This window comes from Frisingicoccus sp., assembly GCF_048388605.1.
In the GTDB taxonomy this organism is placed as follows: domain Bacteria; phylum Bacillota; class Clostridia; order Lachnospirales; family Lachnospiraceae; genus Frisingicoccus.
The window spans coordinates 48592-70346 of record NZ_DBGCTU010000003.1; the positions used below are offsets into that span (position 1 = coordinate 48592).

Genomic DNA, 21755 nt, shown 5'->3' on the forward strand with positions numbered 1-21755 from the left:
GGGCCCTCGTTGTATAATCAAATATTGAATATTTTATTTTATCAAAAAAACATCTGCCCCGATTCCGTTTCAAGGAATCCAGGCAGATTTTTTTTACTCTTATTTACGATTTGCGCGCATACGCATTTTTGTATCGAGGATTTTCTTGCGCATCCGGATACTCTTTGGCGTCACTTCCACAAGTTCATCATTTTCGATGAAGTCAAGGGCTTCCTCCAGGCTCAAGATCCGGGGTGGTGTCAGCTTGAGAGCATCGTCAGAGCCGGAAGCACGGGTGTTGGTTAAATGTTTGGCCTTGCAGACGTTCAGCTCAATATCGTCGCCCTTCGGGTTCTGGCCGACGATCATACCGCCGTAAACCCGCTCTCCCGGGCCGACAAAGAGAGTTCCCCTGTCCTGGGCATTAAACAGGCCGTAGGCCAGCGTTTCGCCCGATTCAAAGGCAATCAGGGAACCGGTCTGGCGATAGGCAATATCCCCTTTATATGGGCCGTATTCGTTGAAAAGGGTATTTAAAATACCGTTGCCCTTAGTGTCAGTCAGAAATTCACCGCGGTAGCCGATCAGGCCCCGGGAAGGAATGTTGAATTCCAACCGGGAGTAGCCGCCGCTGGCCTTGGACATACCGATCAGTTCACCTTTCCGGAGGCTCAGCTTTTCAATGACAATGCCGGTAAATTCATCCGGAACATCGATAACGGCGATTTCCATCGGTTCTAAAAGTTTTCCTTTTTCATCTTTTTTATAAATGACCTCGGCCTTGCTGACAGCGAATTCATAGCCCTCACGGCGCATATTCTCGATTAAAACGGAGAGATGAAGTTCGCCGCGGCCGGAGACTTTAAAGCAGTCCGTGTTTTCGGTTTCCTCAACGCGAAGGCTGACATCCGTGTTCAATTCACGGAAAAGACGATCGCGCAGATGGCGGGAAGTCACATATTTGCCTTCCTGTCCGGCCAGAGGACTGTCGTTGACAAGGAAGTTCATGGAGATTGTCGGCTCGGAAATTTTCTGGAACGGAATCGGTTCCGGGAAATCCGGCGAGCAGAGCGTATCCCCGATGTGGATATCTGAGATGCCGGAGATGGCAACAATGGAGCCGACAGTTGCCTTTTCCACTTCCACCTTTTCCAAACCGTCAAATTCATAAAGCTTGCTGATCTTCACCTTTCGGTTTTTCTCAGGGTCGTGGGCATTGACAATGACAGCATCCTGGTTGATCTGAATCGTGCCGTTGCTGACTTTGCCGACGCCGATACGGCCGACATATTCATTATAATCGATGGTGCTGATCAGCACCTGAGTTGCGGCATCCGGGTCGCCCTCCGGCGCCGGGATATGTTCGATGATCGTTTCAAAAAGCGGCTGCATATTTTGCCCTTCTTCGTCAAGCTCAAGCATAGCAATGCCGGATTTTGCGGAGGCATAGACAAACGGGCAGTCGAGCTGCTCATCGGATGCATCCAGATCGATCAAAAGCTCGAGAACTTCATCGATCACTTCATCCGGGCGGGCTTCCGGCCTGTCGATTTTGTTAATGCAGACGATGATGGACAATTCCAGTTCCAATGCTTTTTTAAGAACAAATTTTGTCTGGGGCATCGGTCCCTCAAAAGCATCAACAACAAGGATGACGCCGTCCACCATTTTCAGAACACGTTCAACTTCTCCGCCGAAATCAGCATGTCCCGGTGTATCGATAATATTAATTTTTGTATTTTTATAAAATACGGCTGTGTTTTTTGATAAGATTGTAATACCGCGTTCCCTTTCAATATCGTTGGAGTCCATGACCCGTTCCTGAACGACCTGATTGCTTCGGAAAACGCCGCTTTGTTTTAATAATTCATCTACCAATGTTGTCTTGCCGTGGTCAACATGAGCAATGATCGCAATATTTCGGATATCTTCGCGTTTGATTTTCATAATTACTTCAGTTCCTTCCAATCCATTCATACATGTACTACTGACAACTTTTATATTTTACCATAATGCCACGGTTTTTCAAGAAAATTTATTAAGAAAAATATAATTGAATTCAGGAATTGGACGATTGCCGTCATTTTATGGGATTTCCTGTCGATGAATGATAATTTATTTCATCCGCGATTCATGCTAAAGTCATTTAAGAATTCGGTTCTAAATCTATCCGGAATCGAATAAGTATATTAAACGAGATGAAAACTTGTATATACAGAAAGGGGAACAAAAGGATGGCAGACAAAGTGCTGGATAATAATCAGGTAACGATCGTGGGGGTTGTGGATTCGGAGTTTGTGTACAGTCACGAGGTTTTTGGAGAAGGATTTTATGTGGTGGAAGTTGTTGTGCAGCGGCTCAGCAATATGGTGGATAGAATACCGTTGTTAATTTCCGAACGGCTGATCGATGTGACGGAAAATTACATAGGGCAGACGCTGGAAGCCCACGGGCAATTCCGATCCTATAATAAACATGAGGAGGGAAGAAACCGGCTGGTTCTTTCGGTGTTTGTGCGTGAGGTGGAAATTTTGGAGGAGGAGCCGGAAAATGTGAAGCCGAACAGCATTTTTCTGGATGGGTTTATCTGCAAACAGCCGGTTTATCGGATGACGCCTCTCGGACGGGAGATCGCGGATCTGCTGCTGGCGGTCAACCGGCCCTATGGGAAATCCGACTATCTTCCGTGCATTTGCTGGGGACGGAATGCCCGGTTCGCGGGAAAATTTGAGGTAGGGACCCATATTCACCTCTGGGGGCGGATTCAGAGTCGTACTTATCAGAAACGGATTGAAGGCGACCAGGTAGAACGGCGTACCGCTTATGAGATTTCGGTTAGTAAAATCGAATGTATTGAATAAAAGGATTGACGACATCTCAGAAATATGGTATTAACATACAATGAGGTGAATGTTGTGGAAAAAGGTTTAGTAAAAATATACTGTGGTGAAGGTCAGGGCAAATCGACATCTTCCCTGGGAAGGGCATTGGTCTGCGCCAGCGAAGGCAAAGAAGTATTTATGATACAATTCTTAAAGGGACGGCATACGGGGACTCTGGATTATCTGAAGCGGCTTGAGCCGGAAGTAAAGGTATTTCGCTTTGAAAAGATGAATCGCTATTATGAGGAACTTTCGGAGGACGAGCAGCGGGAGGAAAGTATCAATATACTCAATGGTGTGAATTTCGCAAAAAAGGTATTGACGATCGGCGAGTGCGATGTGCTGATCCTGGATGAAATTCTCGGCCTTGTGGATCTGGGAATTTTGAATGTGTCCGATGTGATTCATTTGATTCAGGCAAAGCCGGAGGAGATGGAATTGATCCTCACAGGCAGGAATCTGCCGGAGGAACTGGTAACCGAGGCGGATTATATTTCAAAGATCGGAATCGTAAAAAAAGCGGATAGTGATGCCTAAAACCGTCAGTGAACGGTTGACATTAAATGGCAGAAATGCTACTATCAAAGGTAGGATGAGAGCTGCCTGGGTATATAAAATTCATAGGAAAATATGTAGTGGGCCGGCAGATGCCGGCTCATTTTATGCGAAGCATCTGACATAGGGAATGCCTGAATGGGCGGAGTTTTTTGGAATATAATATATCAATAAGGGCGGCAGTTAAAAGACAAGGAGGTTCATTATGGCCATTTTTACAGGTGCCGGCGTAGCAATCGTGACCCCCATGAAACAGGATGGATCGGTGAATTTTGATAAATTGGGTGAGATCATTGAATTTCAGATTGCGAACCACACAGACAGTATTATTATAACAGGGACAACAGGGGAAGCATCCACTTTGTCGGAGGAGGAACATGTAGAGTGTATTCGATTTGCTGTGGATAAGGTGGCAAAGCGGATCCCGGTCATTGCGGGAACCGGTTCCAATTGCACCCATACAGCGATCTATCTGACGCAGGAGGCAGAGAAAGCCGGCGCGGACGGCGCATTGGTTGTGACGCCATATTATAATAAAGCAACTCAGAAAGGGCTTGTCCAGCATTTCACTAAAGTTGCCCAGAATACAGATCTCCCGATGGTTCTTTACAGTGTTCAGAGCCGTACGGGCGTTAATATTATGCCGCAGACAGTGGCTGAGCTTTTTCATTCCTGCGAGAATATCGTGGCTGTGAAAGAAGCCAGCGGAAACATTTCCCAGGTGGCGGATATTCTGCAGATGACCCAGGGGGATATTGACATTTATTCCGGCAATGACGACCAGATAGTGCCGATCCTCTCCCTTGGCGGAAAGGGTGTTATTTCTGTATTGTCCAATGTCTGTCCGAAGGAGACCCATGATATCGTGGCCAAATTTATGGAAGGGGACGTGGTTGGAAGCCGGGAACTTCAGCTGAAGATGCTTCCTTTGATCCATGCCTTATTCTGCGAAGTGAATCCGATCCCGGTAAAGACAGCGATGAATTTGATGGGAATGGAAGTGGGGCCGCTGAGACTCCCGATGACACCGATGGAAGAGGCGAATAAAGCCCGATTGATTCAGGCGATGAAAGATTTGGGTATTCCGTTAAAATAAAGGGTTGGTAAAAAGAGCTGTGTCAGATTTTTGACAATCTGGTGCAGCTTTTTACGATAGTGTTTACATTGGAAAGCGAGGAATATTGGAATGGTAAGATTTATTATGCACGGGTGCAACGGCGCCATGGGACAGGTGATCACCCGGCTGGCGAAGGAAGATACAGAAGCGGAGATCGTGGCGGGAATTGATATTCGGGATACGATGGATAACGGTTATCCGGTGTTTACAAAAGCAGACGACTGTGATGTTCCGGCGGATGTGATCGTGGATTTTTCCGTGGCAAAGGCCGTGGACGCGGTGGTGGACTATGCGGTGAAGCGTCAGCTGCCCCTTGTTTTGTGCACGACCGGGCTCTCAGAGGCCCAGCTGGCCCATGTGGCGGAGGCATCTGAAAAGATCGCGATTTTAAGATCGGCCAATATGTCTCTCGGCGTAAATACCGTATTTAAGCTGGCGGCCATCGGAGCTCAGGTCCTGGCAAAGGCCGGATATGATATGGAGATCGTGGAAAAGCATCACAATCAGAAGCTGGATGCCCCTTCAGGGACAGCTCTGGCGATTGCAGATGCAATGAATGAGGTCCTTAATAAAGAATATGCCTATAAATTAGACCGCAGTCAGGAACGGGCAAAGCGGGGCAGGAAAGAGATTGGTATTCAGGCCGTTCGGGGAGGCAATATTGTCGGCGAGCATGAAGTATTTTTCTGCGGCCCGGATGAAGTCATTGAGATCAAACATACGGCTTATTCAAAAGGAATTTTCGGGAAGGGCGCTATTTCTGCGGCAAACTTTCTGAAGGATAAAGCACCGGGCATGTATACGATGAATGATGTCATTGCCGGATAAAACAAATGGGGGTTACAATTATGGGAAACAGCAAAAAAACAAGCGAAATTGACGCATTGCAGACAAGATATCTGGAAGTTCTGTCGGAAATGTACCCGTCGATCGCCTCGGCGTCCACGGAGATCATCAACCTTCAGGCAATTTTAAATCTGCCGAAAGGGACGGAACATGTGCTCAGTGATATTCATGGTGAAGCGGAGCAGTTTTTTCATGTGCTGAAAAACGGTTCTGGGGCTGTCCGGGCAAAAATCGATGATGAGTTTGGCAATTCTCTCTGTATTCGGGATAAGAAGCAGCTGGCAACGCTGATCTACTATCCGTCGGAGAAGCTGGATCTGATTGAAAAAGAGGAGCCGGAGCTGGATGACTGGTATAAGATCACGCTGCACCGGTTGATCCAGGTGTGCAAGCGGGTAGCTTCCAAGTACACCCGTTCGAAAGTGCGGAAAGCGCTGCCGAAGGATTTCGCCTATGTGATCGAAGAGTTGATCAATGAAAAAGAAGAAATCACCAATAAAGAGGCTTATTATAACGGGATCATTGATACGATCATCCGTATCGGGCGGTCCAGGGCCTTTATCATTGCCCTGTGTGAACTGATCCAGCGGCTGGTTATCGATCATCTGCACATTGTCGGTGATATTTATGACAGAGGTTCCGGCGCCGCGGAAATTATGGATCATCTGATGAATTACCATTCGGTGGACATTCAGTGGGGCAATCATGATCTGCTCTGGATGGGCGCGGCTTCCGGGCAGGCGGCCTGTATCGCCAACGTTATTCGCATTTGCGCCCGCTACGGCAATCTGGCTACGCTGGAGGATGATTACGGTATCAATCTGATGCCGCTGGCAAATTTCGCCCTGGAGGTTTATGCGGATGACGACTGTGAATTGTTCCATGTGCAGGACCACGGCGAAGTGGACATGCTGAGCCGGATCGAAGAGCAGACGGAGATGAAAATGCATAAAGCGATTTCAATCATTCAGTTTAAGCTGGAAGGGCAGCTCATTAAGCGGCGCCCGGGAATGAAGATGGAGAACCGGCTGCTTCTGGATAAGATTGACCCGGAAAACTGGACAGTGGAGGTCGACGGCGGTACATATAAGCTTTTGGATACGAAATTCCCGACAATTATATGGAGCGACCCGTATCAATTATCAAAAGAGGAAGAGAAGGTTATGAAGCGGTTGGTTCATAACTTTAAGAATTGTGAAAAGCTTCAGAAACATGTGCAGTTCCTGTTGAAATCGGGAAGTCTGTATTTATGTTATAATCAAAATCTGTATTATCACGGCTGTGTGCCGATGAATGAGGACGGAAGTTTCAGGGAAGTCTATCTTCAGGGTAAAGGGTACAGAGGAAAAGCTCTCTATGATTTTATTGAGAAAAACGTCCGCCGGGGTTATTACCTGCCTGAATCCGAGGAGAAGGCCTATGGCCAGGATTTAATGTGGTTTGCCTGGACAAATGAAAATTCTCCGGTATTCGGCAAAGAGAAGATGGCTACCTTTGAGCGGTATTTCCTCGGTGAGAAGGATACTCATGAAGAGCGGAAAGACCCGTATTACCGCCTTATTGAAGATGAAAACGTTAATGAGAAAATTTGCGATAATATCATTCGGGAATTCGGGCTGGACCCGAAAACGGCCCATATTATTAACGGTCATATGCCGGTAAAACTTAAAAAGGGAGAGAGCCCGGTAAAGGGCAACGGCAAGCTGTTTATCATCGACGGCGGTTTTTCGAAGGCCTATCAGAAAACGACGGGTATTGCAGGCTATACGCTGGTTTACAATTCTTATGGCTTAAAACTGGTGACCCATCTGCCTTTCGAGAGCGCGGAGAAGGCCATTAAAGAAGAAACGGATATCTGCGAAGACATTAATGTCATTGAGAAACTGCTTGAACGCAAATATGTGGCGGACACGGATAACGGCAAGGTCATTCAGAAGAAGATCAATGATCTGGAGTTACTTTTGAAGGCTTACAGAAATGGTAAGCTTCGGGAAAATGCGGGCAAATAGATAAGGCCCGGAGAGAAAAATAGTTGGAGGAATCAGGAATGAAGGACGGATTTATCAGAGTAGCGGCAGCAACGCCGGATATTCAGGTGGCGGACTGTGAGTATAACCGGAAACAGGTAGAAAGGATGTTGAAGGAAGCCTGTGAGCATAAGGCGCGGATGGTTGTATTCCCGGAGCTTTGTCTGACCGGTTATACCTGCGGGGATCTTTTTCTCCAGGAATTGCTGCTGAAGAGCTGTGTCAGTGAGCTGGAAAAACTTCTGGAGGTGTCCCGGGGCATGGATATTCTCGGGGTTGTCGGTATGCCGCTTGCGGTGAACGGCAAGTTATATAATACGGCTGTAGTCTTTAAGGACGGCGTGATCCTCGGAGTTGTGCCAAAAACCTTTATTCCGAATTATTCTGAGTTTTATGAAGCACGTCATTTTGAGCGGGGAGTGAAAAAACCGATGCTCATATCCCTGGCCGGGCAGGAGACATGGTTCGGCACCCATCTTCTGTTTGATTGCGCTTCTATGCCGGGATTTGTGGTTGCCGGAGAAATCTGCGAAGATTTATGGGCGCCGAATCCGCCGAGTATATCCCATGCGCTGGCGGGGGCAACGGTAATTTTCAACGTATCGGCCAGTGATGAGACGACGGGAAAGGATGTCTATCGGAAAGAACTGGTGAGCAGCCAGTCTGCGCGGCTCATCTGCGGCTATGTTTATGCGGGGGCCGGCGAGGGTGAGTCCACCACGGATCTGGTTTTTCCGGGGCATAATTTAATCTGCGAGAACGGGGTATGCCTCTCTGAATCGAAACGCTTTGAGACGGGTATTGTCTATGGTGATCTGGATCTGGGACGGCTCTGCAGTGAACGCCGCCGTATGACTACATTTATCCAAAATGAGGATGTCGCCTATGTTCGTATATCCTTTGAGACGGAGGTTGAGCCGTTGGAACTGGAGCGGTGTGTGGACCCGCGGCCTTTTGTTCCCGCGGCGGATATGGACAGGCGGAAACGCTGTGAGGAAATTTTGTCGATTCAGGCCATGGGGCTGAAAAAGCGGCTGGCCCATACCCATTGCAGAAATGCGGTGGTCGGCATTTCCGGCGGATTGGATTCCACACTGGCCCTGCTTGTGACAGTGCGGGCCTTTGATCTGCTCGGCATTGAGCGAAAAGAAATTAAGGCGGTGACTATGCCGTGCTTTGGAACAACGGATCGGACCTACAATAATGCCTGTCAGCTTGTGAGGGAACTCGGCGCAGAGCTTTTGGAAGTAAATATCCGGGAGGCGGTCTCACTTCATTTCAGAGATATCGGCCAGGATTTGGAAAAGCACGATGTCACCTATGAAAACGGTCAGGCGCGCGAGCGGACCCAGGTGCTTATGGATCTGGCAAATCAGTGCGGCGGCCTTGTGATCGGCACAGGCGATCTGTCTGAGCTGGCCCTTGGGTGGGCCACCTATAATGGCGACCACATGTCTATGTACGGCGTCAATGCTTCCGTGCCGAAAACCTTAGTGCGCCATTTGGTGCGCTATTATGCGGATACCTGCGAGTCGGGAACATTGAGAGATGTGCTGCTGGATATTCTGGATACGCCGGTAAGCCCGGAATTGATTCCGCCAAAAGAGGGAGAAATCTCTCAGAAGACCGAGGATTTGGTCGGCCCTTATGAGCTCCACGACTTTTTCCTGTATCATATGATGCGTTTCGGCTGCCCTCCGGCAAAAATCTTCCGTCTGGCGAATATGGCTTTTGACGGTGAATATGCCCCGGAGATTATTCTGAAATGGCTGAAAAACTTTTATCACCGTTTCTTTACCCAGCAGTTTAAACGTTCCTGCATTCCGGATGGACCGAAGGTCGGCTCAGTGGCCCTGTCGCCGCGGGGAGACTGGCGGATGCCGAGTGATGCGTCGGCAAATCTCTGGAAAGCGGAGCTGGAGAAAATAGAGATATAAAAGATTGTAAAAAGATGCAGAGCCGGTGAACCTGTGATATGATCACGGATTCATCGGCTCTGTTTTGGGTAATCCGAATTTTTCTTTTTTCAGTTGGATGCCTTATCCAGCGCCGCCGAAATAGCGTTCAGTAAAATAGAAGCGGTGTACTGGCTTGAGTCGTCATAGGTGACTTCGCCGATGGGGACTCCGGCGGTGAGCTGAGAGCTGATATCCTCAAGGCAGGATTCCAGCAGGGGATACATGGCGGTGACGCTCTCTTCGAGGGGCGCTGTGGTGATACTGTTAATATGGTCGGAGTCTACATTCACCTGAAGGCTGACCGGGTGGTCTCCAAGGACAATGGAGGTGGTATAGACGCCCGGAGTATATGTAGGTGCGGATGCCGGCTCGCTGGATTTTGTGTTATTTCTCAGAAAAAACATATAAATAAACAGGAAAATCATCAGCAGGGCTAACACGACAAAAACAAGTGTATAGATGATTTCCTTCATTTGGAGAATAATGATGCGTGTTTTTGAACCCATAATCGGCCTCCTTCAGAATACTTTAATATAACCTATGCAGGGGCCGGAAGGAATATGACATTCGAATGGGTGTGGAAGGGTTATGGAAAATATGTTATGATAAGTAACAGTACAGAAGGGGGTCATGAAATGTCGCTTCAGATGGTTATTGGCGGAGCCGGAACCCGTCGCTCAGAAACAATGTACCGAAAGTTAATTGAAGAATCTTTAGCCTGCCCCGAGCAGAATTTTTATCTGATCGTGCCGGAGCAGTACACGATGCAGACTCAGATGAAGATGGTCGAACTTCATCCGGGGCATGGGGTTATGAATGTGGATATTGTCAGTTTTCCGCGGCTGGCCTATCGTGTTTTTGATGAGCTGGGAGGGATTCAGAAAACTATTCTGGAGGACACGGGAAAGAGCATGGTTATTCGCAGGCTTCTCTCCGAACATAAAGGAGAACTGGAAGTTTTTGCTTCCAGTGTTGGAAAAAGCGGCTTTGTCGGGCAGGCAAAATCCATGCTTTCTGAGCTGTTTCAATACAGTGTTCAGTCGGCCGAACTGTCGGAAAGCCGGAAACAGATTGGGGAGCACACCATGCTTGGAAAGAAGCTTGGAGATATTCAGATATTGTATGATGCTTTCAAGGAATATATGTCGGATACCTATATGACTTCTGAGGAACTTCTGGATGTTCTGGCCCGGAAAGTACCGGATTCGGGGATCATCAGAGACAGTATCATATATATCGATAATTTTACCGGTTTTACGCCTTCACAATACAGTCTTCTGGAGAAGCTGCTGCTTTTGTGCAGGAAGGTAGTCATTGGCCTGAGCATTGATATCCATGATAACCCCTATGAATTGGGCCCGGAGTACCAGCTGTTTTATCTGACAAAGGAGACATTGTGGAAGTTAAATAAAATGTGTATACGCCTGAAAGTGGCCCGGGAGCCGGAGGTGCTGTTGGACAGGGCGGCGGAACGATCGGATCTGAGCTTTTTAGAAGAGCATTTATTTCGTTTTCACCGTTTTCGGCCATGGCAGGGAAAGCCGGAGCATATAAAGGTTTATGCGCTTGGATATCCGGTGGAGGAGGTGCGGTTTGCCGCCGGGGAAATTCGCCGGATGGTGATGGAAGAGAATATGTCCTATAAGGATTTTGCCCTGATCACGGGCGATGTGCTTCGTTACCGGGATACGGCCAGGCGGCAGTTTGACAGTATGGGTATCCCTCTGTTTATCGATGATAAGGCGAACCTTTCCGAGAACAGTTTTGTGGAAATGCTCCGCAGCGCCATGGATGTGATCCTCAGGGATTTTTCCTATGAGAGCGTTTTCCGATATCTGCGTTCCGGCTATACACTGGCGGATGCATCGGAGGTGGACGTGCTGGATAATTATCTTCTGGCCACGGGAATCCGGGGCCGGAAACGGTGGTGCGAGAAATTTATAAAACGTTACCGGGATTACGGACCGGAGGATTTTGTCATCCTCAATGAAATCCGCCAAAAAGTTCTCAGTGAATTGGAACCTCTGTTTGTTATGAGCCGTCAGGGAACAGTGGCGGATTACACACAGGCGTTGCGGAGTTTTATCGAGGGAGTGCATGGAGAAGAACAGATCGCGGCCTATGGTGAGAATTTTCATGATGAGGGAGATTTTGTCCGGGAGCGGGAATATGCCCAGGTTTATGAAGCGGTAGACAGCCTGCTGGATAAATGTGAGCGGATTTTGGAGAATGAAAAGGTTTCCTTAAAAGAATATATGGAAATATTGGAGGCCGGATTTGCGGAAATTCAGGTTGGAGTGATCCCGCCAACCCTAGATCAGGCCGTTTTGGGGGATTTAAAGCGAACCCGTCTCGGCGATGTGAAGGTCGTCTTTATTTTAGGCTGCAACGACGGGGTCATTCCGACGCCTGTGGTCGGCGGAGGCCTTATTACCGACAGGGAGAAAGAGGCTTTGGCGGCTTGTCCCCTGGAATTGGCGCCGACAGGGAAGCAGAATAATTTTCGTGAAAAATTTTATATATATACGGCAATGGCAAAGCCGGAGAAACAACTTATCTTAACCTATGCCCAACTGGATGGCAGCGGAAAGGCGATTCGCCCGTCCACACTGCTGAATGATGTGTATACGGTGTTCCCGGATTTAAAATCGGAGGTGCCGGAAGCATGGGATGAAGGGCGGATCCTGACAGGGATGCAGGAAAGCAGTTATTATCTGCTGGAGGGATTAAAAAAGCCGGAACTTCGAAATGAATTCTGGCAGACTCTGTTCTCCTGGTTTATGCAGCATGAGGATACTCGGAGAAAGTTGTCCGCCTGGATTGCCGAACAGTTCCATATCAACCGCATGAGCCCGTTGTCACAGCGGCTGATTCGGGCTTTATACGGCGAACGGCCGAGGGCAAGTATTACCACGCTGGAAAAATATGCGGCCTGCGCCTATGCTCACTTCCTGAGTGCGGGCCTGCGGCTGGAAGAGCGCAGGACGGCAAAGCTTCTGCCGCCGGATTTGGGAAATATTCTGCATCAGTCGATGGAACGGTTTTCAAAGGCTGTGGAGGACAGCGCCTACGACTGGCGCAGCATGCCCGATGATTTCCGGGATGAAACGATGGAGCGGTGTGTCCGGGAGACGGGAATGGAATACGGGGCGGCCATGTTTTTGGAAAATGCCCGTTATGCCCATTATCTGGAGCAGCTGGTGCGAATGGCGAAACGGACGGCATGGACGATCCAGAAGCAGATCTGTAAGGGCTCTTTTGTGCCGGCCGGATTCGAAACAAAGTTTTCGGTGGGAGAGCAGGTACATTTGGTAGGAACGGTGGACCGTTATGATATTTATGACGGTGATGAAGCCCGGGCGGTGCGGATTATCGATTATAAATCCGGGCAGACGGAATTTGATCTGACGGAAATATTTTATGGGTTATCGCTGCAGCTGGTTGTTTATCTGGAATCCATTGCTAAAATCGAAGGCGCAAGGCATCCGGATAAACCGGTGATCAAAGCGGGGATGTTTTATTATCATATGCTGGATCCGGTTTTGGAGGAAATGCCGGATAAACCGGAGAATTTGGAAAATCAGCTTATATCCATGCTGAAACTGGAGGGATTGGTGAATGATGACCCCCAGGTGGTGGCATGGATGGATGAAAAGCCGGAGGAGGCGCCCCAGGTGCTTCCAATCAGCCTGAAAAAAGACGGAAACTTTACAAAAGCTTCCAGTATCGCCAGCGAAGAGCAGCTGGATGAATTGGGATATCTTGTGCATCGGCGTATTGAAGAATTGGCCGGGGGATGGATGTCGGGGAATATCAGCAAAAATCCATATTTGATGATAAAGGGAAGTAAAAAACAGACGGCCTGTGATTATTGCGGGTATAAAGGTATCTGCCGGTTTGACGAGCAGCTGGAAGGCTGCGAGTATCACCGCCTGATGCATTTGTCTGCGGACGAGGTGTGGCAGCGTATTTATGAGGAGGTGAGAGAAGCATGGGAAAATCATGGACCGAAGAACAACAGCAGGTCATAAATCTCCGAGGCCGGAGTCTGCTCGTTTCGGCAGCGGCCGGATCGGGGAAAACGGCTGTGCTTGTGGAACGTATCATTCAGAAGATCACGGATGCCGCCCATCCGATAGATATTGACGAATTGCTTGTGGTAACTTTCACCAAGGCAGCCGCCGCGGAGATGAGGGAGCGGGTGATGGCGGCTGTGGACGCAAAGCTTTTGGCGGATCCGGAGAACAGTCATCTCCAAAAGCAGAAAATGCTTCTCCCGTCGGCAATGATCACAACCATTGACAGTTTTTGTATGAGCGTGCTCCGTGAGCATTTTGATAAGATCGGCCTGGACCCGGGCTTTCGAGTGGGTGATCCGCAGGAAATGGCTTTGTTGAAGCAGGATGTGGCGGAACAGCTTCTTGAGGATTGTTATATGGAAAAAACGCCGGAATTTACGGCCTTTTCCCAAATATATTCCATCGGAAAGCTGGATAAAGGGCTGTCGGACTGGATTTTGCGTATTTATGATTTTTCTCAGAGTTATCCATGGCCTGAGGAGTGGCTCGGCAATTCTCTGCGGATGAATCCGGGGGCCATGGAGGCAAACGCGGATTCCAGCCCGGTGGTACGGCTTGTGATGGAGGAGAGCCGGCGGATTTTGGCTGAAATGGCAGGAAATCTGAAGATCGCTTTGGATATGAGCGTTGGCGCGGGCGGCCCCGCGTTGTATGAACCAATGCTTTTATTTGATTTAGAGCAGATCGATGAAATGCTGGAATGTAAAAACTATGAAGATCTTTATGACCATATCCAACATATGGAGTGGAAACGTCTTTCCGGGAAAAAACAACCGGAGGCCGATGCATCCGTGACAGATACGGTAAAAATCCTGCGGCAGGAAGCTAAAGATTTGCTTGGATGGCTGAAGAAGAATTATTTTTCTGAAAATCTGTCGGAGCTGCTTTCAAGGGAGCAGCGGATCTTACCGAGTCTTACGGTGCTTATAAAGCTGACTGAGGAGTTTTCAAGGAGATTCCGGGAAGAAAAAAGACAGAGGAATCTGATTGATTTTAACGATCAGGAACATTTTGCGTTAAATATATTGCTGGATGAAGATCATAAGCCGACGCCGGCAGCCAGAAGTTATAGTGAGCAGTTTGAAGAGATCATGTGCGATGAATATCAGGACAGCAATCAGGTGCAGGAGACTCTTTTAAACAGCATATCCAGGGAAAGGGAAGGACATCCGAACATCTTTATGGTGGGGGATGTCAAGCAGAGTATTTACCGATTTCGTATGGCCGAGCCGGAGATTTTTCTCGAAAAGTATCGGACTTATACGAAGGATGCAGGAAGTCATCAGCGGATCGACCTTCATAAAAATTTCCGAAGCCGGGCCTGTGTGCTTGAGAGTGTCAATCGGATTTTTGAATCCCTGATGACGCCGGACATCTGCGGTATGGATTACGATGAGGATGCGGCGCTGTATCCGGGGCTTGAATATCCGGAAACAGAGCTGAATGTTTCCAGACAGTCGGAATGGCTGATGGTGGAACATGGAAATGATCCGGAGATGACGAAGCGGGAGGCGGAGGCGCGGGCCGTGGGCCTGCGGATCCGTGAACTGATGGACCCGTCTTCGGGATTATGGGTGATGGATACGGAGTCCGGCGAATACCGGCGGGTGGAATACGGCGATATTGTGATATTGCTGCGCACGGTAAAAAATTGGACGGAGGACTATGTGCGGGTGCTTAAAGATATGGGAATCCCGGCCGTGGGCGAAACGTCCTCCGGATTTTTTGACACCCTTGAAATACAGGGTATTTTAAATATGCTGCGTATTCTGGATAACCCTCTTCAGGATATTCCCATGGCGGCAGTGCTGACATCGTCTATGGGGGGATTGTCCGATGAGGAATTGGCTGAAGTGCGGATTTTGGACCGTTCAGTGCATTTATATAAAAATATGCAGGACTATTTGATTCAGGGAGAAAACCGGGCTTTAGCGGAAAAGCTGCAGGATTTCTTTGACTTATATGACCGGCTCCGCGGGCAAAAGGTCCATCGGTCGATTGAAGAGCTTATTTATGAAATCTATGGAATGACCGGGTATGTGCAGCAGATGTTTGCCATGCCGGGCGGTGAAGTGCGGCGGGCGAATCTGGAACGGCTTGCGGAGTATGCCAGAGCTTTTAAAAATACCAGTTATCGGGGGCTGTTTCATTTTATCCGTTATGTGGACCAGTTGAAAGAATCAAAGGAAGATCTGGGCAGCGCCGTGCTGCCCGGGGAAGCCGGTCAGGCCGTACGGATCATGAGTATACATAAGAGCAAAGGTTTGGAATATCCGGTCTGCTTTGTTGCGGGACTGGGAAAATCGATGAATTTTACGGAATCCCGAAGCCGTATCGTAGTTCATGCCCGGTATGGCGTGGCGGCGGACGGCGTGGATCTGGAGCACCGGGTTAAAATTCACAGCCTGTCGAAAAAGGTCTTCGCGAGAAAACTGCTCTCTGAGCAGATGGGCGAGGAAGTCCGCGTGCTTTATGTGGCCATGACCCGCGCCAGGGAAAAGCTGATTCTTGTGGGCACGGTGGAGGACATGGCTAAGGCGGATGAAAAATGGACGGCGGCCGGAAGAGCGCCGGTCCCGCTGACATACAGCCGGATGCTCCGGGCAAAAAGTTATCTGGATTGGCTGGGGCCTCTTTTGTGGTCGGACGGCAGGGACGGGGCAGGCCGGGGATTTGAGTTCCGCTGTATTAATCCGGGTCATATGGCGGCAGAGGATATCCGGGAGGAAATTCAAACCGACAGGGAAAGAGAATTTCTTCAAAATTGTGTGTCTGTTCATGAGGATTGCAGAGTGTTGTATGAGCGGATAGATTCGAAACTCGGCTGGCAGTACCCAAGGGCATTGATGACTGAACTTCAGGGAAAAATGACCGTCAGCGAGTTAAAGAAAATGGCCGGAGAGGAGATGACAGGTGAGCTCCTCTACCCGGAAAAGCTGTCGGAACTTTTGCCGGATATGGGAAACCCACTGTATATGGCGCAGCAGAAAGGAACAGCAACTCATAAAATATTTGAATTGCTGCCTTTCAGTGAGATTGCTTCCAAAGAGGATGTCATTTCATTTATTCATTGCTGCGTGGAGAAGGAACAGATTCCGGCCTTTTGGGAAGAACTCATTCCGACGGATAAAGTTTTTGATTTTTGCCGGTCCGAGCTGGGACAGCGGATGATCCGGGCGGAAAAGGCGGGACGGCTTTATCGTGAGCGGCCTTTTGTCATGGGTATTCCGGTATCCGATGTTTATCCGGAGCTTTTAACGGCATCCCCGGCAGAGAAAGAAGAGCAAATTCTTATTCAGGGAGTTATCGATGTGTTTTTTGAGGAGGATGACGGTATCGTTTTGCTGGATTATAAGACAGATAGAATCCCGAAGGGGACAGCCGGTGACGAACTGCTCATAAAACGGTATAAAACCCAGTTGGACTATTATCAGAAAGCAATTGAACAGATCATCGGGAAAAAAGTCAAAGACAGAATTCTATATTCTGTTATAATGAACAGAGAAATCCATTGCTGATGAATAGATTTGCTTTTTCGTGGTCATAATCAAGATGACGGAAAGGCAGGTGTAAACGATGGAGCAGAAAGGGGAGTCCCGCTGGCAGGAAGTGATGGAAAAGATGAATGAGCCGGACAAGTGGCAGAAAAAGACGGCGGAAGAAAAGGCAAAGGAATGTCTGAAATTTGAGATCACGGAGGAACTGGGCCTGCTTGATAAGGTTGAGCAGTTTGGCTGGAAAGGTCTGACAGCGAGGGAGACCGGCCGCATCGGCGGTCTTATGAATCAAAAGAAAAGAGAAAAAAGAAACGGGGAATAAAGCATGGAAGCTTATTCAGAATTTGCGCGGGTATATGATCTATTCATGGACAATATACCCTATGAGGAATGGTGCGACTATCTGGTGATGCTTTTGAAACAGCACGGCGTGGATGACGGCCTTGTCCTGGAACTGGGCTGCGGTACAGGCAATATGACGGAGGCCCTGAAGCGGCGGGGCTATGATATGATCGGCATTGATAATTCAGAGGAAATGCTGGCGGAAGCCATTGAAAAAAGTATGGAAAGTGATTCGGATACGGGCGAAAAGCCGGTCCTCTATCTCTGTCAGGATATGCGGGAGTTTGAATTGTATGGAACGGTTCGGGCGGTCGTCAGCGTCTGCGACAGTATGAATTATATTCTTGAGCCGGAGGAACTGTTGCAGGTGTTCCGGCTGGTCAATAATTATCTTGATCCGGAGGGCATTTTTATATTTGACTTGAATACCCGCTATAAATATGAGAAAATACTCGGCGAGCAGACGATTGGGGAAACCCGGGAGGACCACTGTTTTATATGGGATAATTATTATGACGAAGCGTCCCGGGTGAACGAATATATTTTGAATCTTTTTATCCGGGGGAATGACGGAAGATATGACCGTTATGAGGAGGTCCATTATCAGAGGGCCTATGATCTGGATGAGATCCGGCGGTTGATCGAGGCCTCGGGGCTTCGGTGGAAAGGCGCCTATGATGCCTTTACTATGGAGCCGGTACGGGAGGATTCCGAGCGGATTTATATTATTGCCGCAGAGCAGGGTAAAAGTAAAACAACAGAGGAGATGTAAAAGAGATGTCATGCAGTAAACCAGAACAGAAAAAGGGAGTCGATTATATTATCCGGGCAACCGGAGCAGATCATCAGGTGCGTATTTTTGCGGCGACCACCCGGGAGACCGTAGAATATGCCCGTCAGATTCATTATACAAGCCCGGTGGCCACGGCGGCTCTGGGACGTCTTTTGACGGCGGGTGCCATGATGGGAAGTATGCAGAAGGGGGAGGACGATTTGCTTACTCTCCAGATTAAATGCAGCGGTCCGATCAGGGGCCTGACGGTAACATCGGACGGGAAGGCACGGGTCAAAGGCTATGTGGACAATCCGGTGGTCATGCTTCCTCCGAACAGCGCCGGAAAGCTGGATGTGGGCGGCGCTTTGGATATGGGCGTTCTGAGCGTTATTAAAGATATGGGGCTCAAAGAGCCTTATGTGGGGCAGACCCATCTTGTGTCGGGAGAGATCGCCGAGGATCTGACTTATTATTTTGCGACCTCTGAGCAGGTCAATTCCAGTGTGGCCCTCGGAGTATTGATGGAAAAGGACAATACGGTAAAACAGGCCGGAGGTTTTATTTTACAATTGATGCCTTTTGCGGAGGAGGATGTGATCGAAAAGCTTGAGAAAAATATCGGGGCTCTGCCATCGGTGACAACAATGCTTGAGGAGGGAAATACGCCGGAAGATATCATTCAGAGAGTTTTGGACGGCATGGATGTGGAAATCATGGATAAAATTCCGACTTATTTTGAGTGTAACTGCTCTAAAGAACGGGTAGAGCGGGCCATCATCAGTATCGGACGGGATGAAATTCAGTCGATGATCGACGACGGACAGCCGATTGAAGTGAACTGCCATTTCTGCAGCAGTCACTACATATTTACGGTCGATGATTTAAAGGAAATTCTAAAAAAAGTATGAACTTTCGAAAATAAACATAAGAAGACTTGTATTTTCCGGAACACGTGGTAGAATGAATACTAAATTTAGCACTCGCAAAAGATGAGTGCTAACAAACCTGAAGGAGGAAACAGTATGAGTGAAAACGGAGGACCGGAGATTAAGAAAACAGGGCCGCCGCCTCAGGGAAACAGACAGCCCGGAGGAAACGGAGCGGGAAACGGAACGCCGACAGGACAGAGAGGCCCTTCCATTGATAAATTGATGATGATCTTTCTGTTGGGTCTGCTGATGACCATGTTGTTCAACAGTTGTATGAACCGGATTGTCAGGGATACGGCGATAAAACAGATCAGTTACAGTGAATTTATGGATATGGCAAAGGAAGGCAAGGTTAAAGCGATCAATATTGATGAAGCCGCAAGCCAGATTTACATTTATCCGAGTGATGAAGATGCGGGAAGAGGCCTTATTCAGGCTTATTATACGGGTATCGTTTCATCCGATACCACACTGGCGGAAAAGATGGAAGCCTATGGTGTGGATGTGAATTCGGAAATTCCAACCCAGACATCTTCAATTATGAGTACCCTTTTATCCTGGGTTATTCCATTATTGCTTGCTTTCTGGTTTTTATCCATTATATCCCGCAAGGCGGCAAAGAGTATGGGCTCCATGGGCGGTATGGGCGGCCTTGGAGGCATGGGGAAGAGCCGTGCCAAGGAATATGTGGCTGAAGGCTCCAAGGTAACGTTTAAGGATGTGGCCGGCCAGGATGAAGCCAAAGAATCTTTAATGGAGATTGTGGATTATCTGAATAATCCGGATAAATACCGGGAGATCGGGGCAAAGCTTCCGAAGGGGGCACTGCTCGTGGGACCTCCGGGAACAGGTAAAACATTGCTTGCCAAGGCGGTGGCCGGGGAAGCCGGAGTACCTTTCTTCTCGCTGGCCGGTTCGGATTTTGTTGAAATGTTCGTCGGCATGGGAGCATCTCGTGTCCGGGATTTATTCAAACAGGCGGAAGCCAAAGCGCCGTGCATTATTTTTATCGATGAGATTGATGCCATCGGAAAGAGCCGGGATAATCAGCTTGGAAGTAATGACGAAAGGGAACAGACTTTAAATCAGCTTTTGACGGAGATGGATGGCTTTGATGACAGTAAGGCGGTTGTTGTTCTTGCGGCGACAAACCGGCCGGAAGTGCTGGATAAAGCGCTTCGACGTCCGGGCCGTTTTGATCGGACGATCAGCGTCACCCAGCCGGATAAGCAGGGCCGTATCGATATTTTAAAGGTCCATTGCCGGAAGGTGAAGCTGGATGAGAGCGTGGATCTGGATGCCATTGCGCTGGCGACATCGGGAGCTTCCGGCGCCGATCTGGCAAACATCGTCAATGAAGCAGCCCTTCGGGCAGTGCGTATGAACCGGAAACTGATCAATCAGGAAGATTTATTTGAATCGGTTGAGGTGATCATCGCGGGACAGCAGCGGAAGAATCATATTATGAGCCGGGAGGAGCGTCAAATCGTAGCCTTTCATGAAATCGGCCATGCCCTTGTGGCGGCCAAGCAGAAGGATACTCAGCCGATCCAGAAGATTACGATCATCCCGAGAACATCCGGCGCGCTGGGTTATACGATGCAGATGCCGACGGAGGAACGGTTTCTGATGAAAAAGCAGGAAATGCTTGACGAACTGGTAACCTATCTCGGCGGCCGGGCTGCGGAGGAAGTGGAATTCGGAAGTATCACTACGGGCGCGTCCAATGATATAGAAAAGGCAACGGATCTGGCGCGTAAAATGGTCACCATGTACGGTATGTCGTCCGAGTTTGGCATGATGGGCTTGGAAATTCCGGGAAGCCAGTATATGGATGGACGGCCGGTAAAAACCTGCGCCGATGAAACCATGGTCAAGGCCGATGAAATTGTGCGGAAACTTCTGGAGGACGCTTACGACAAAGCAATTGCCATTCTTAAAGAAAATAAGACAGTGCTTGAAAAATCCGCTAATTATCTGCTTGAAAAGGAAACGATCACCGGTCAGGAGTTTATGGATTTTATTCATGGCGTTGAAGTGTTATCTGACGCCCCTTCGATTGAATAAGCCCTTCCTCACGCATTTTCTTCATTTCCCGGAGCATGGCGCTGCGGTCGATAAAGAGATAGTCGGCCATGGAGTTTAATGTAAACGGAAGAAGAAAGCTCTCGGATTGATGTTCATAGGCCAGATGGCGGAAATAGGTCAAAAGCTTTCCGCGAATGGAACGCTGACTTAAAATGTCAAGCCGGGTATGGAGCTGCCGGGTTTTGACGGATAAAATCTGAAGGACATTATTTACCAGTATACTGTGATGCGTGCAGGCGTGGCTGCAGCGTTTAATAAGGCAGGAATAGTCAAAAAAGAGAACCCGGCAGGCCGTGCAGGACACAACTTCCATCGGTGTTTCACTGAGGGAGAGAAGGAGAAGATGGCCGAAAATATCCTGTTTGGACAAATGTTCCAGGATGCTCCGGTAGCCGTCAAAATCATATTTGACTAAATCGGCTTCTCCCGATAAAAGGACGCCGATCTGGTTTGTGCCCGTGGAAGAGGATAAAAGCTGTTTATGGGCCGGAAAGGATTTGATCTCGGATTTAAAGCAAACCATCATCTTATCCAGCTCTGCACTTGTAATGTTATCGAAAATATGAATGTTATCCATTGGGATACCTCCTGTTTTTTATAAAATTATAATATAAATGATAAAAAGTTGCAATTGCAACTGAAATTATTAAAAAAAAACGTATAATGAAAGACATAAGAAAA

The 21755-nt window shown here is 48.4% G+C and carries 15 protein-coding genes; 12 read left to right on the forward strand and 3 right to left on the reverse strand.

The annotated features are described in order from the left end of the window. Positions 1–99: 99 nt before the first annotated feature. Positions 100–1926, reverse strand: a complete 1827-nt coding sequence (typA, locus tag ACMN7X_RS00610) for a translational GTPase TypA (protein WP_418745577.1) — start codon at positions 1924–1926, stop codon at positions 100–102. A gap of 287 nt (positions 1927–2213) precedes the next feature. Between typA and ACMN7X_RS00615 the strand changes: the two genes are divergently transcribed. The 6 genes from ACMN7X_RS00615 to ACMN7X_RS00640 all read left to right on the forward strand — a co-directional run bounded on the left by ACMN7X_RS00615 (position 2214) and on the right by ACMN7X_RS00640 (position 9343). Next, positions 2214–2840, forward strand: a complete 627-nt coding sequence (locus ACMN7X_RS00615) for a single-stranded DNA-binding protein (protein WP_178042225.1) — start codon at positions 2214–2216, stop codon at positions 2838–2840. Between the two features lie 54 nt (positions 2841–2894). Next, the gene (locus tag ACMN7X_RS00620) at positions 2895–3398 is read left to right on the forward strand and encodes a cob(I)yrinic acid a,c-diamide adenosyltransferase (protein WP_418745578.1); all 504 of its coding nucleotides are present in this window, start codon (positions 2895–2897) and stop codon (positions 3396–3398) included. 223 nt (positions 3399–3621) lie between these two features. Further along, positions 3622–4512: a 4-hydroxy-tetrahydrodipicolinate synthase gene (gene dapA / locus ACMN7X_RS00625; protein WP_418745579.1), complete on the forward strand. Its 891-nt coding sequence runs from the start codon at positions 3622–3624 to the stop codon at positions 4510–4512. 90 nt (positions 4513–4602) lie between these two features. Continuing rightward, complete coding sequence (gene dapB, locus ACMN7X_RS00630) at positions 4603–5361, forward strand: 4-hydroxy-tetrahydrodipicolinate reductase (RefSeq protein WP_418745580.1); 759 nt, start codon at positions 4603–4605, stop codon at positions 5359–5361. 47 nt (positions 5362–5408) lie between these two features. Beyond that, entirely contained in the window at positions 5409–7388 is a 1980-nt protein-coding gene (locus ACMN7X_RS00635) for a fructose-1,6-bisphosphatase (RefSeq protein ID WP_418745603.1), read from the forward strand. 38 nt (positions 7389–7426) lie between these two features. Further along, positions 7427–9343 carry an NAD(+) synthase gene (locus tag ACMN7X_RS00640; RefSeq protein WP_418745581.1) on the forward strand — a complete coding sequence of 639 codons (1917 nt, stop codon included), beginning with the start codon at positions 7427–7429 and terminating at the stop codon, positions 9341–9343. 89 nt (positions 9344–9432) lie between these two features. Here the strand turns inward: ACMN7X_RS00640 and ACMN7X_RS00645 are convergent, their stop codons facing one another. Further along, positions 9433–9870, reverse strand: coding sequence for a hypothetical protein (locus ACMN7X_RS00645; protein WP_418745582.1), 438 nt, complete (start codon positions 9868–9870; stop codon positions 9433–9435). Positions 9871–9999: 129 nt separating this feature from the next. On the opposite strand from ACMN7X_RS00645, the gene ACMN7X_RS00650 reads away from it, so the two are divergent. The 6 genes from ACMN7X_RS00650 (at position 10000) to ftsH (ending at position 21053) form a co-directional block, all read left to right on the forward strand. Continuing rightward, positions 10000–13395 carry a PD-(D/E)XK nuclease family protein gene (locus ACMN7X_RS00650; protein ID WP_418745583.1) on the forward strand — a complete coding sequence of 1132 codons (3396 nt, stop codon included), beginning with the start codon at positions 10000–10002 and terminating at the stop codon, positions 13393–13395. Further along, positions 13356–16961 (forward strand): helicase-exonuclease AddAB subunit AddA, encoded by a 3606-nt coding sequence (addA, locus tag ACMN7X_RS00655; RefSeq protein WP_418745584.1) that lies wholly within the window; start codon positions 13356–13358, stop codon positions 16959–16961. Before ACMN7X_RS00650 ends, addA begins: the two co-directional genes overlap by 40 nt. A 103-nt stretch (positions 16962–17064) precedes the next feature. After that, positions 17065–17262 (forward strand): small, acid-soluble spore protein, alpha/beta type, encoded by a 198-nt coding sequence (locus ACMN7X_RS00660; RefSeq protein ID WP_418745604.1) that lies wholly within the window; start codon positions 17065–17067, stop codon positions 17260–17262. Between the two features lie 3 nt (positions 17263–17265). Continuing rightward, on the forward strand, positions 17266–18054 hold the full coding sequence (locus ACMN7X_RS00665; RefSeq protein ID WP_418745585.1) for a class I SAM-dependent DNA methyltransferase: 789 nt from the start codon (positions 17266–17268) through the stop codon (positions 18052–18054). A gap of 5 nt (positions 18055–18059) precedes the next feature. Next, positions 18060–18965: an Hsp33 family molecular chaperone HslO gene (hslO, locus tag ACMN7X_RS00670; protein WP_418745586.1), complete on the forward strand. Its 906-nt coding sequence runs from the start codon at positions 18060–18062 to the stop codon at positions 18963–18965. A 114-nt stretch (positions 18966–19079) separates the two neighbouring features. Further along, complete coding sequence (ftsH, locus tag ACMN7X_RS00675; RefSeq protein WP_418745587.1) at positions 19080–21053, forward strand: ATP-dependent zinc metalloprotease FtsH; 1974 nt, start codon at positions 19080–19082, stop codon at positions 21051–21053. On the opposite strand, the gene ACMN7X_RS00680 is transcribed toward ftsH, so the two are convergent. Then, positions 21007–21651 (reverse strand): Crp/Fnr family transcriptional regulator, encoded by a 645-nt coding sequence (locus ACMN7X_RS00680; RefSeq protein WP_418745588.1) that lies wholly within the window; start codon positions 21649–21651, stop codon positions 21007–21009. The genes ftsH and ACMN7X_RS00680 overlap by 47 nt on opposite strands. Positions 21652–21755: the final 104 nt, after the last annotated feature.